The sequence below is a fragment of the Sphingorhabdus sp. genome (genome assembly GCF_044354325.1).
Lineage (GTDB): Bacteria > Pseudomonadota > Alphaproteobacteria > Sphingomonadales > Sphingomonadaceae > Sphingorhabdus_B.
The window spans coordinates 1-12129 of the sequence record NZ_JBILAF010000063.1 but is presented as its reverse complement, the minus strand read 5'-3'; the positions used below and the strand labels follow the sequence as shown (position 1 = coordinate 12129).

The window sequence follows — 12129 nt, the reverse complement described above, 5'->3', positions numbered from 1 at the left end:
GCGTTAATCCTCACCGAAGGCTGCATCAAATTCGACCGCCTGAAGCATTTTGGCGGCAGCGATAAAAACGGCGCCTGTGCACAGTATGAAGAACATTTTCCCGATGTTGCCGGGATATTGGACCATATACTCCTGCCCACGCTTCACGGCACCCAAGCCAAGCGCGTAGGTGATCATAAAGACCTCTAGTTTCGTTTTGATTGTGAACAGGCGTAGGATGCGTTTCATAGTTAACTGAATATGAAGCAATGCCCGTGCCAAATCAGTATTTGCAGCGGTGACGATGGTTAACGAACGCGCCGATTGTAAGAAAAACCGACAGTCAGGCTAACGCGGTTAGATCGCACATGGTTAACAGTGCCATGCGCGCCGCGCGTACCTGATCCATTAATGACGCATCGCCCAATTGGTCCGGCACAATCGACTCCGGCCAATATGCAGCAACCACGCTGGCAATTTGGTCGAGCTTAGCCTCATTGGCGATGAAGCGCGGGTCGACCGTGGCGGGATCTGCGACCACGCGCAGGCGCAAACAGGCCGGGCCGCCGCCATTGGCCATCGATTGGCGCACATCGACGGGGACGAGCTTGCGAATCGGGCCATTGCCCGCGACCATCTCGCTCAGCCAGCCCCAAACCCGCACATTGTCCTGTGCCTCGCTGGGCAGGATGAGCGCCATGCCGCCGTCGGGTAGGGTCACCAACTGCGCGTTGAACAAATAGCTTTGAATAGCATCGGCAAGGCTGACCCGGTCGGCTGGCACAATGATGATCTCTGCCTCGGGCATGCGCCGCTTGATATCGGCATAGGTTTGCTCGGGATGTTCAAACGCCTGCTCATGGGTGAAGAGTACATGTTCATTGGCCACGGCAACGACGTCATTGTGGAACGCGCCAGCGGCAATCGCGCTCTCGGATTGTTGAATGAACAATGTTTTGGCCGCATCTAGCCGGTGCGCCCGCGCAATGGCTTTCGATGCCTCAATATGCTGACGTGCGGGGAATGGACCGCCCGATTTGCCATAGACAAATATCTCAATGCCAGCGTCCCGGTGCGTTCGGCACAGGCGCATGAAGTTTGCCGCACCTTCATCGCCAAACGGCGCTGGAACGGGTCCGTGCACTGCAAAATGTGCTGCATCGGCAAATGCCAGTTTTAACTGCGCAAGCGTTCCGGTCCATTCATGGCTGCGGTGCGCCATCGTTAGCAGGTTCGCCGCCGACAGATGACATTTGCCATCCGCCGTATCAGGCGCGGGCGACACCGTGGCTGCATTGGCGGCCCACATGGCCGACGCCGAAAAAGCCGCGGCGCGGATATGCGGTTCCGCCGATTGCATGTCGGTCGACAGTCCGGAAAGCCAATTTTGGTTCGGCCGGTCGAGCGGCATGAAAAATCCCTGCGCTAATCCGAGGCGCAGGTTCGCGCGCATCTTTTCGATACCCTGCAGGGCAGCAGCCTTTGGATAAGACGGGGCGCCGGCATTGTTTGACGATGCCAGGTTGCCAACGCTCAATCCTGCGTAATTATGGCTTGGACCAATAATCCCATCAAAGTTTATTTCGACCAAATCCATGATCAAGCGCGTTCGACATAGGTTACAGCATCACCTGCTGAAATGCCCAACGCGCGCGCACAATTGCTGTCGACAATGACATTATCGCCTTGATCATCAATCCAGCCATAGGCGGCTTTAAACGCATGCAGACGGCCCAGCGTTATCAGCTTTTTATCACCGGATTTATGTTCGCCAACGTCATCGCTGACGGCAGTTATTATGACGTCTTTCGCGTCACGGATGCTGCGGATTTGATCTGTACGCGCGGTCATGGTCGGGCCGCCGTCAAAGATATCGATGTAATTTTCCCAAGCAAATCCCTCGTTCTCAAGCATACGCATTGCAGCGCGGCCTGAAGGATGCGGTACGCCGATGACGGTCTTTGCACTGTCGGGAAGCATGGCAATGTAGACAGGGTGCTTCGGCATGAGGTCAGCGATAAATTGGTTGCCGAATTTCGCGTTGAATTCGTCTGCTTCCTGAAAGCTCATGCCGAAAAAGCGGCCAGCGACACCGTCCCAAAACGGCGATCCGCCCGCTTCGTCAATGACGCCACGCAATTCTGCGATCGTCCGGTCGGCAAATCGGGCGCGGTGGTTGCGAATGAACAGATAGCGGCTGCGCGCAATCAGCATGCCTAATCCGCCAGCCCGCTCGCCGGGATGCAGGAACAATCCGCCAACTTCAGTCGCGCCTTCCAGGTCCGTTGACAGATTAAGGATATCCGCACGAAATGTCCGTTCCAGTTCAACGCTATGCTGCGTCAATGCGCCAATGCGATAGCTGTAGAACGGCCATTTTTGGCCAACTTTGCCAAATATCTGGCATGTCCCGCGCACTTCGCCCGTCGCGGTGTTTTGCAGAACGAAAACATATAGATCGTCGGCAACTTCCTCACCCACGCGGTCAAAGCCAGCGGCTGACCGCTCCAGCTTTTGCATCAGAGCCTTTCGGTCGGGTGGAAGGTTGGTGAACCCGCCGCCTGTCCTTTTGGCCATTTCATAAATCGGCTGAAGATCGTTCACATTTGCCGGACGGATGATGAAGGTCATAAAGTCCCTTTTTCTGATAAGCGCATAATCGTCAGCGCCGATAATTGTGCGCGTTCGACCAAACTTTCGACGATGAGGAATTCATCGGAGCTGTGAATGCTGCCCCCGCGTACGCCCATCGTATCGACGACGGGGACGCCGCAGGCGGCGATATTGTTGCCATCACATACGCCGCCGCTCGAACGCCATGCCACTGGGATGCCCAGATCAGCCCCGCATTGCTTGACCAAGCCAAACAGCTTCGCAGCCTCATCATCAATGGGCTTTGGCGGGCGGCCGAAACTGCCGTGCAGATGCGCACGCACATCATGTTCACGTTCAATGTCGGCAATAACCCTGCGCAGGTCTACGTCCGTCTGCTGCACAATCTCTGGCGTGCGCGGCCGAAAGTTCACCCGCAATATCGCATGATCGGGCACAACATTATTGGGACCGCCGCCGTCAATTTTGGCGGGGTTTACTGACAGGCCTTCGCGCGAAAGTTGCTTGAGCCGCAGCGCAAGGTCCGCTGCCGCCAAAAGCGCGTTGCGTCCATCGTCGGGGTTCCGGCCCGCATGCGCCGATTTTCCCGCAATGATGATAGAAAAATTGCCGCTGCCACCACGTTCACCCGCCAGCGTACCGTCGGGCAATGCGGGTTCATACGTAAGCGCAGCAAGCTTGTTCTGCGCAAGTCGTGCGATCAATTGTGCGGATGATGGCGAGCCAACCTCTTCATCGCTGTTGATGAGTATCTGGTATCCCGTTTGTGCGAGTTTTCCGGACGATTCTGCAGCGTTCAAAGCGGCGAGCATCACAGCAATGCCGCCCTTCATGTCGGCTACACCGGGGCCATTTAGCGTGCCATCGTCAAGCCAGCGCAATGACTGAAAACTGTGGTCCGCAGGAAACACCGTGTCCATATGTCCGGTAAACAGCAGTTGTGCCGGGCATTCCGGGCGAACGGTCATCAGCAAATGCCGCCCATGCGTCACTGTGGTCACCGTTCCGTCGGATAACACACGGTCCACAGGTTCGGGCTCAACGAGTGTTACTTCGCCAGGGAGGGCCGAGAATGCGTCCGCGAGCAAATTGGCAGTGGTGGCAAGCCCGTCAAGATTGCCCGAGCCACTGTTGATCGCGGCCCAGCTCTGGACTTGGGCAAGCATCGGTGGTTGCTCTATGGTTTCAAGCGCCTGTCGTTCGCTGGCAGATAGCGTGTGCATGTCGCATTCTTAGCCTTGGATATTCCAAAGAGCCACCCCTGCTAGATGCGTTAACCCACTTCCTTTGCCAGAGCGCACCATTCCGAAATAGTTACGGTTTCGGGGCGGCGATCTTCGGCTATTCCAGCCGCGCTCAACGCTTCTAACGCGCCTGCGACGCCCTTCAGGCTCTGCCGCAACATTTTTCGGCGCTGGCCAAAGGCGGCGCCTGTCAGATTTTCGAGCACAGACATTTTGACATCTGCGGGCGCATCCTTGGGGGTGATATGCACGACCGCCGACATCACCTTGGGCGGGGGCGTAAATGCGGAACGATGAACGGGCATCGCAATTGCGGCATTCGACCGCCATTGCGCCAATATCGCGAGCCGGCCAAATGCACTCGTGCCCGGCGCTGCGATAATACGGTCTGCGACTTCACGTTGGAACATCAATGTCAGGCTTTTCCACCGTGGCGGCCATTCGTTGCCGCCCAGCCAGCCCACCGCAAGCGCCGTGCCCACATTGTACGGCAGGTTTGAAACAACGTGAAACGGTGCACCAATTTCAGCGAAGGGATCGATTTTTAACGCATCGCCTTCAATCACGCGAAGCTGGCCCGGAAATGCCTCTGACAGTTCCGCCAGGGCAGGAAGGCAACGATGGTCGCGCTCAACGGCCAGCACCTGCGCGCCTGCACGCAGGAGCGCTCTGGTGAGGCCGCCGGGGCCGGGACCAACTTCATATACATGCTCACCGGCCAAGCTGCCGGGAATCGCGGCAATGCGATCAAGCAGCTTTTCATCGAACAGGAAATTTTGGCCAAGCGCCTTGCTTGCGGACAAACCATGTCGCGCAATGACATCTCGAAGCGGAGGGAGCGACACCGTCATCCGCCAAGATCGGCAGCAGCAAGGCGATGAAGCGCCGCAGATTCAGCCATCTTAATCGCAGCTATCATCGAAAGCGGAAGTGCCATATTCTTGCCAGCAATCCCGAACGCAGTGCCATGGTCTGGCGAGGTACGGACAACGGGCAGCCCCAGCGTAATGTTTACCGCATCATGAAAATACAGCGTTTTCAAAGGAATGAGGGCCTGATCATGATAAGCGCACAAGGCCGCGTCATAATGCGATCGCGCTTCGGCATGAAACATCGTGTCGGCAGGCAAGGGACCAACAACGTCGATGCCTTCACCGCGAATCTGTTCAATCGCAGGTTCAAATATGTCCAATTCTTCGCGGCCCATATTGCCTGATTCGCCAGCGTGCGGATTGAACCCAGCAACTGCCAGCCGAGGGTTTGCTATACCAAAATTACGTTGCAGGCCCTTGGCTGTCGCTCGCAGGCGTTGGCGGATAAGCCGACCGTCAAGCTGTTCCGCGACGGACGCGAGCGGGATATGTGTCGTCATCGGGACAACGCGCAGGTCAGGGCCGGCGAGCATCATCACGGCGTTGTTTTTGGAAACGCCGCAACGCTCTGCAATAAACTCGGTCTGGCCTGGATGCGTGAAGCCCACCGCGTATAATTGCGCCTTGGATACAGGGCCTGTGACCAACGCGGCGGCACTGCCAGCTCGGGCAAAGCCAATCGCCATTTCAAGCGCCTGATATGCGCAATGCGCGCCATCAAGATCCGGAACACCCGGGACAATCGAAATGCAGTTATGCACTTGGATGACCGGAAGAGCCGTATCAAAATGCGCAAAGGTTTCGGCCGGATCATCAATGCGGACGACCGGACCATTCCAATGCGGCGCGAAGCTGGCGATATCACCAATTGCAAAGAAAGGCGCCAATCCAGACGCGTGGCGGGCCTCCCACGCTTTGCCGATTATCTCCGGCCCTATGCCCGCCGGGTCACCGACCGAAACGGCCAGTGGCAGTTCCAGTCGGCCAACCGACATCAGTTATATTCGATAACAGCGTCGCGGCGCAAATCGCGTAGGTAAATCCGGGCGCGCTTGTTTACGCGCTCTTCTTCCAGCCGTGACATGATTTCGTCGAAGCTTTCCGATGAAGTTTCCTGCGGGGCATCACGACCACATAAGACGAAAACGCGAACGCCGTCTTGCAGCGAGCCATAAGGCGGTGTCGATTGTCCAATCTGCAGATCAAGCATGACCTGCTGCAACGGTGCAGGAAGCTCACGGATTTTAATGCCGTCACGGTTGACCACATCGGCGCCCAGTTTGCGCGCCATTTCGTCAGCGGCACCACAGCCCGTGATTTGCTGCGTTTCTTCGCTAAATTGCTTTACCAGCGGCGTAACTTGAGCCTCCGTGGTGCCTTTTGGAAAGGTGATCGCGATCTGTTTCAAGCTGAGCACGGAATCGCGTGGATCGGATGTTGCGACCTGACGCTGGTCGATCAACAGCAATATCGAAATCCCGCCGGGCGAGGCAACGGCCTGAATCTCGTTCGCGTTCATGTTGGCGGCGGCATTTGCGAGCGACTGGGGCAGCTGCGCCAAGGAAAGCCATCCAAGGTCACCGCCGACAGACGCGGTTGAGGCTTCCGAAAACTGGCGCGCATATGCGACAAAGTTACCGCCCTGACGCAGCTGGTCGATGATTTTCTTCGCGTTCTCGGTGATCGCTGGCATCGTTTCCGGCGTTGCGGACAGATATATCTCGCCCAAACGATATTCCGTGGTTCCCTTGGTAGCCTTGATACGCTCGATAATGGCATTCACTTCATCGTCGCTGACATTGGCCGATGGCCGCACATTGCGCGACAACAGGCGGCTCCAGGAAAGCTCGCCTTTAATCTGGCGCTTCAACGTCGCTACCGATGAACCGATAGAGATCAGATATTTTTCCACCTCACTCGCAGGCCGATTGAAATTCTGCTGCGCGACGCGATTGAAATATTGATTCACTTCCGCGTCGGTGACTTCAATCTCATTGGCGGCGGCTTCTTGGATTTGCAGCGTTTCATCAATCAGGTTCGTCAAAATCTGTGCACGGAAACGCGCCAATTCTTCGGGGGGCAGCTTATTTTCATTGGCAGCAATGATCAGCGCGAGGCGATGATCAATGTCCGTGCCTGTAATAATCTCGCCATTCACCTGCGCCGTCGCACGGCGCACATTGGGGTCGTTTTTGCCAAATAGCTGCTGTCCGTCTGGAATGGCCAATGTGGCTTCTGGTGCAGCATCATCGCCGACAGTTTGCGCAATCAGCGGTGTCAGCGCCGTTGCGGAAACGAGCATGGCGACGAGGGACAGGCGCTTGAATAACTTCATTGATTTACATCCAGTACACAGACAGTTCGAGGGGACGGGTAACCAGACACTGCTGAACAGCAGATGAGCAGTATCATCCTTCTCCACGAATTTATTCGGGATGCTTTACACACCGAGATTGCGAAATGCCAGACGGAACAGAAAGCTGTTCCCACGCTGCGAATCTCCGACAGGCTGATAGTCGCGCCGCCACGCCAGACTTAACGACAAGCAGTCATCATCATAGGCAATGCCAAGCCGGTGCCGAATGGGGTCGAAGCCATCGGAAATACTGGTCGGATCCTCTGCAGTGTCCGTCAGATCGACAATTGTAGATCCAAATAGCGACCAAAAACGTGCAACGCGCACGCGTCCTGCCAAACGAATTTCTTCGCGGTCAGTGAGGTCTTCGAGGGTCGGGCCAATATTGCGATTGAGCTTCAGATAACCCGCCTGAACATATGTGCCACGTGATCCTATTGTGGCATCGACCTCATTGCGGCGTATCGACAAATTGTCTTTATCGAGACGGAAGCGGTGTGTGAGTTTAACCAAGTCTTTGAAACGAAATTCCGACCGGCCGACAATATCCGATGCTTTGTCAGATAGGCCCGTTCCATCAGGGAAAATCGACCCCCGGTCAGACAGGCGGTAACTTTGACCCAGGTTGATGTCAGCGGAAAAGTCCGATTTGCGGAATGCCCAGTCGAAACCATATGTAATGCGCAGGTCGTCTTCAAAACGGTCGTAGCCGGGGAATCGGTTTAGCGCGAACAGGTTGCTGTCTTCCAAATCCACGGCGCGCGAATCTTCATTTGGAATGTTCAAATTGGAAATCGACGGCGCTGCGACCATTTGGACGCGGGGCGTAAGAATCTGCGTGCCGCCAAAGGCTTGTCCGACAAAAGGCCATTTTATATCAGCCGCAGTGGCGAAAATGGCGCGGTGCTGCCACCCTGAATCGCCGCGGTATATCGTGGTCAGCGTGCTGGCATTTTCGTCGCTATGGTACACATCCCCGCGCGCGAGCGCCGTGAGCGTTAGTTCCTGCCCAAGCGCGGTTATTTTGCGCAGATCCCATTTGGCGGACGAAAATGCACGCTGCGTGTCTTGGCCCTCGGTCCGGCTGATGGCCAGGCTGTTGGCTTGAAGCTGGATTGTACCGCCGACAACAGGCGCATCCATGCGCAGGCGGTAATCAATTTCGGGTAGCGCGATTGGCGCTAGGCCTTGGCGGTCGCTGACCCGCAGGGTCTGGACGGACCAGCCTGCGAGCGAGAAGTAGCTGTTGTCACCAATCCGTTCGGCAGCAAAGGTCGAGCGGAGCCTGTCATCCCGGCTGATGTCATAACGACGCAAAAACGTGCGGTCTGATGCATAACGGCCTGATGCCGAAATCGACCAATTGGGATCGAGCTGGAACTTGCCTGCGCCTTCGAGATAGCCACGGAAAACATCTGCGCCGACAGGTGTCGAAGTGCCGCCTGTATTGATACGATTGCTGTAGGTTCCGTATGCGCTCAGAGCGATAGCGCCATTTTTTTCGAGCGTCCGGAAATTGAGTCTGCCCAAGGGCGCCGCGCCGGAAAAAGCGGTTATTGCTGCGGTCGCATCCCGATTTTCGGATATTCGCCAATAATAGGATTGCTCAAGCTCAGCGCCGTTATTCCGCGAAAAGCCGATGCTGGGTACAAGAAAGCCGCTGCCCGCTTTGGCGTCTACCGGGTGCGACAGAAATGGCAGCGGAATGACCGGCAGGCCAAACAGTTCGATCCGTGCGCCTTTGTAAACGACGCGTTTTTTGCTGGGGTCGTAAACGACCTTAACCGCTTTCACTTCCCAGCTTGGTTTTTTTGGACAGCCGTCAGTGCCTATAACTTTACACGCCGTATATGCCACATAATCAAGCGTATAAATGCCATCTTTCCGTCCACCGCGTTTGGCGGCAAGCCGGCTTTCGTCCGCCAAAACGACAAGCAGATTGTCGATGACGCCGTCTTTCAATGCGTCGGTGAGTTCAATTTTGTCCCCATAGGCAACGTCGCCTTCTGGGCCGATGGCGCGAATGGCGCCTTCCGCGAAAACACGCCCGCTTTTGCGGTCCCAGATGATATTGTCTGCGCGCAATGTATATCCATCGCGACTGACAATCACATTGCCTTTTGCCGTGACGGTTTCAGTGTTGGAGTCATATTCAACAACAGCAGCATCGAAATCGATTTGGTCGCTAGCCTTTTGTGCGGCTGCCGCTGAGGGCCCCGTTTGGGCCAATGCGAAAGACGACACAGACCCGCATCCGATGAAAATCGGAACAAGCAATAAGCGCGATAAAAAGGTGCGGGTGGCGGGGATGTTCATAAAAACCGTGCAGTCCTTTATCGCCGCTATCGCATTGGGTCCACCCATCATCCCATTTAACGCTGTATTTGCGATTAACCGTGGGAATTTATCCCCTATCTTTTGCTTTAATCCAAGGGTGAATTAGGCCTATAGACCCGTAAAACCCGTTATCCGCAAAAAAGGCATATCATTTCCATGAAGATCAATTTTTCCGATGCACGCCCCCAAGATGCCGACGTTCTCGCGTTCATCGTAACAAAAACGACGTTCGCAGACTTCACATTTCCTTTGGAAAATAGCGATATCGTGCGCGCGACCGCAAAATTGGCGCGTTTCGAAGGTGCGGCAGGGCAAAGCTTCCTGCTCATCAATGAAGAGGGCGGGAAGCTTGTTCGGATCATTTTGGTCGGTGTCGCGGATGGAGAAGCCGGTGATTATCAAAAGGCCGGCGGCGACATTGTTGCCAAGGTTCAGACATCGGGCGCCAAACATATTGCCATTCATGGCGCGAACCTGAGCGCGGAAGCGGCTGCAGAAGCGGCTTATGGCGCAACATTGCGCAACTGGCGCATGGACAAATACCGCACCAAATTGGCGGAAACATCAAAGCCGACAGTGGAAACATTGACGGTGGCAAGCGCGCCTGCAGACGCAAGCACGCTTTGGCCGAGCTATCATGCAATCGCTGAAGGCGTTGCCTTGACCAAGGAACTGGTCACCGAACCTGCCAACATCATTTATCCGGAAAGCTTTGTTGAACGCTGTAAACAACTCGCGGAGCTTGGCGTCGAAATCAACGTGCTGGATGACAAGGACATGGCTGCGCTCGGCATGGGTGCGCTGCTTGGCGTCGCGCAAGGCTCGCGTCGTCCAGCCCGTTTGCTGGTGATGAAGTGGGACGGCACTGGCGGTTCGCAAGAACGTCCCGTTGCTTTGGTCGGCAAGGGTGTGACTTTCGATACCGGCGGCATTTCCATCAAGCCAGCGGCAGGCATGGAAGATATGAAGTGGGATATGGGCGGCGCAGGCGCTGTTGCAGGCGCGATGAAGGCGCTCGCTGGACGGAAGGCAAAGGCATATGTCGTCGGCGTCTGCGGCCTTGTGGAGAACATGCCTGACGGCAACGCACAACGCCCGGGCGACATTGTGACATCAATGTCGGGCCAAACCATTGAGGTGTTGAATACGGACGCAGAAGGGCGTCTGGTGCTGTGTGATGCGCTGCATTGGGTTCAGGAAAAGTATAACCCTGAATATATTGTCGATCTCGCAACATTGACCGGCGCGATTATCGTATCGCTGGGCAGTGAATATGCTGGCCTATTCTCGAACAGCGATGAACTCGCCGACAAGTTGACGGCTGCGGGTAAGGCCTCTGGCGACCCGCTGTGGCGTTTCCCGCTTTCGAAGGCCTATGACAAAATGATCGACAGCCCGATTGCCGATATGAAGAATATCGGCGGCAAGGGCGCTGGTTCCATCACCGCGGCACAATTCTTGGGTCGTTTCATCAAGGACGGCGTGAAATGGGCGCATTTGGACATCGCCGGGACCGTATGGGCCGATAAAGCGGGGCCCGTGTGGGACAAGGGCGCAACCGGCTTTGGCGTGCGTTTGCTTGACCGGTTTGTCGCAGATAATTTCGAAGGTTGATGTTGCCGCGACATGCAGGTCGATTTTTATCAACTTACGCGCGATCCTGCTGAAAAAGTTCTGCCTGCCATTGCCCAACGAATCTTGGACAATAAAGGGCGGTTGCTGATTATCAGTGATGATGCGGGCCAGCTGGATGCGATCTCTGCAGCTTTGTGGACCGCACGGCCGGACAGTTTTTTAGCGCACGCAAAATCGGGGGAGGGCGATGATGCACTTCAGCCGATATTGTTGTCGCAAGATACCGATGCGCCAAATGGCGCCAAATTTGTTGCGCTGGCCGACGGCAATTGGCGAGCGGTTACCCAAGATTTTGAGCGGGTTTTTTATCTTTTTCCGCCGGAACAGACCGACAATGCGCGATCCGCATGGCGCACATTGGGTGATGGGGTAGAACGCCGCTATTGGAAACAGGACGGCGGCAAATGGGTCCAAGGCCCATAAAGCTTGCACTCAACGTGCAGCGACGTTAGATGCGCGCCAAATTCCCCCTACAAATATGGAGCTTTTCATGTCGGTTACCCGCACTTTTTCGATCATTAAGCCTGACGCAACGCGTCGCAACCTGACTGGTGCAGTCACCAAGATGCTTGAAGAAGCCGGCCTGCGCGTCGTTGCTTCAAAGCGCATCCACATGACCCGCGAACAGGCCGAAGGCTTCTACGCGGTGCACCGTGAGCGTCCGTTCTTTGGCGAACTCGTCGACTTCATGATCAGCGGTCCTGTTGTTGTTCAGGTTCTTGAAGGCGAAAACGCCATGCAGCGTAACCGCGACATAATGGGCGCGACGAACCCTGCAAATGCTGAACCAGGCACGATCCGCAAGGAACTGGCCGAAAGCATCGAAGCGAACAGCGTCCACGGTTCGGACAGCGACGAAAACGCAGCGATTGAAATTGCGTATTTCTTCAAGCCAGAAGAAATCGTCGGGTAATTCATACTCGAAAAGGCGATTTTTCCCATAAATCGTCGAGCACTTGCAGTGTATCTTCACTGATCCGCTCGGCAGGCGGCCAGGGGCCGTCTGCCGACATGGCGCGAAAAGCTTCGTCGCGCGCGGCTTCTGTAGGCCAAAGCGCGATGGCCACCAGTTCGTCATTGGCGCTACGACCAA

Annotated in this window: 11 protein-coding genes; 4 read left to right on the top strand and 7 right to left on the bottom strand. The window is 55.8% G+C overall.

Annotated elements, in window-relative coordinates:
* Positions 1 to 189: hypothetical protein (locus ACIQ0G_RS07125; RefSeq protein WP_397577303.1), on the top strand; the 189-nt coding region annotated here is incomplete at its 5' end.
* 133 nt (positions 190 to 322) lie between these two features.
* On the opposite strand, the gene ACIQ0G_RS07120 is transcribed toward ACIQ0G_RS07125, so the two are convergent.
* The 7 genes from ACIQ0G_RS07120 to ACIQ0G_RS07090 form a co-directional block, all read right to left on the bottom strand.
* Entirely contained in the window at positions 323 to 1576 is a 1254-nt protein-coding gene (locus ACIQ0G_RS07120; protein ID WP_397577302.1) for an N-succinylarginine dihydrolase, read from the bottom strand.
* 2 nt (positions 1577 to 1578) lie between these two features.
* Positions 1579 to 2610, bottom strand: coding sequence for an arginine N-succinyltransferase (locus tag ACIQ0G_RS07115; protein WP_397577301.1), 1032 nt, complete (start codon positions 2608 to 2610; stop codon positions 1579 to 1581).
* The gene (locus ACIQ0G_RS07110; RefSeq protein ID WP_397577300.1) at positions 2607 to 3815 is read right to left on the bottom strand and encodes a hydrolase; all 1209 of its coding nucleotides are present in this window, start codon (positions 3813 to 3815) and stop codon (positions 2607 to 2609) included. The genes ACIQ0G_RS07115 and ACIQ0G_RS07110 overlap by 4 nt, the downstream gene beginning before the upstream one ends.
* A 50-nt stretch (positions 3816 to 3865) precedes the next feature.
* Positions 3866 to 4687, bottom strand: coding sequence for a 16S rRNA (adenine(1518)-N(6)/adenine(1519)-N(6))-dimethyltransferase RsmA (rsmA, locus tag ACIQ0G_RS07105; RefSeq protein WP_397577299.1), 822 nt, complete (start codon positions 4685 to 4687; stop codon positions 3866 to 3868).
* A complete protein-coding gene (gene pdxA, locus ACIQ0G_RS07100; protein ID WP_397577298.1) occupies positions 4684 to 5703 on the bottom strand; it encodes a 4-hydroxythreonine-4-phosphate dehydrogenase PdxA in 1020 nt (339 codons plus the stop codon). Before pdxA ends, rsmA begins: the two co-directional genes overlap by 4 nt.
* Positions 5703 to 7043 carry a peptidylprolyl isomerase gene (locus ACIQ0G_RS07095; protein WP_397577297.1) on the bottom strand — a complete coding sequence of 447 codons (1341 nt, stop codon included), beginning with the start codon at positions 7041 to 7043 and terminating at the stop codon, positions 5703 to 5705. Before ACIQ0G_RS07095 ends, pdxA begins: the two co-directional genes overlap by 1 nt.
* A gap of 105 nt (positions 7044 to 7148) precedes the next feature.
* Positions 7149 to 9380, bottom strand: coding sequence for an LPS-assembly protein LptD (locus ACIQ0G_RS07090; protein ID WP_397577296.1), 2232 nt, complete (start codon positions 9378 to 9380; stop codon positions 7149 to 7151).
* A gap of 177 nt (positions 9381 to 9557) precedes the next feature.
* Here ACIQ0G_RS07090 and ACIQ0G_RS07085 point away from each other — a divergent pair, with 177 nt between their 5' ends.
* The 3 genes from ACIQ0G_RS07085 to ndk all read left to right on the top strand — a co-directional run bounded on the left by ACIQ0G_RS07085 (position 9558) and on the right by ndk (position 11949).
* Positions 9558 to 11015: a leucyl aminopeptidase gene (locus ACIQ0G_RS07085; protein WP_397577295.1), complete on the top strand. Its 1458-nt coding sequence runs from the start codon at positions 9558 to 9560 to the stop codon at positions 11013 to 11015.
* A 12-nt stretch (positions 11016 to 11027) separates the two neighbouring features.
* Entirely contained in the window at positions 11028 to 11459 is a 432-nt protein-coding gene (locus ACIQ0G_RS07080) for a DNA polymerase III subunit chi (protein ID WP_397577294.1), read from the top strand.
* 67 nt (positions 11460 to 11526) lie between these two features.
* On the top strand, positions 11527 to 11949 hold the full coding sequence (gene ndk / locus ACIQ0G_RS07075; RefSeq protein WP_306062378.1) for a nucleoside-diphosphate kinase: 423 nt from the start codon (positions 11527 to 11529) through the stop codon (positions 11947 to 11949).
* The last annotated feature ends 180 nt before the right edge of the window (positions 11950 to 12129 follow it).

Excerpts from the sequence above, each read along its gene's own strand:
- ACIQ0G_RS07120 (WP_397577302.1), bottom strand. The coding sequence starts at position 1,576 with ATGGATTTGGTCGAAATAAACTTTGATGGGATTATTGGTCCAAGCCAT.
- ACIQ0G_RS07115 (WP_397577301.1), bottom strand. The coding sequence starts at position 2,610 with ATGACCTTCATCATCCGTCCGGCAAATGTGAACGATCTTCAGCCGATT.
- ACIQ0G_RS07110 (WP_397577300.1), bottom strand. The coding sequence starts at position 3,815 with ATGCACACGCTATCTGCCAGCGAACGACAGGCGCTTGAAACCATAGAG.
- rsmA (WP_397577299.1), bottom strand. The coding sequence starts at position 4,687 with ATGACGGTGTCGCTCCCTCCGCTTCGAGATGTCATTGCGCGACATGGT.
- pdxA (WP_397577298.1), bottom strand. The coding sequence starts at position 5,703 with ATGTCGGTTGGCCGACTGGAACTGCCACTGGCCGTTTCGGTCGGTGAC.
- ACIQ0G_RS07095 (WP_397577297.1), bottom strand. The coding sequence starts at position 7,043 with ATGAAGTTATTCAAGCGCCTGTCCCTCGTCGCCATGCTCGTTTCCGCA.
- ACIQ0G_RS07090 (WP_397577296.1), bottom strand. The coding sequence starts at position 9,380 with ATGAACATCCCCGCCACCCGCACCTTTTTATCGCGCTTATTGCTTGTT.
- ACIQ0G_RS07085 (WP_397577295.1), top strand. The coding sequence starts at position 9,558 with ATGAAGATCAATTTTTCCGATGCACGCCCCCAAGATGCCGACGTTCTC.
- ACIQ0G_RS07080 (WP_397577294.1), top strand. The coding sequence starts at position 11,028 with ATGCAGGTCGATTTTTATCAACTTACGCGCGATCCTGCTGAAAAAGTT.
- ndk (WP_306062378.1), top strand. The coding sequence starts at position 11,527 with ATGTCGGTTACCCGCACTTTTTCGATCATTAAGCCTGACGCAACGCGT.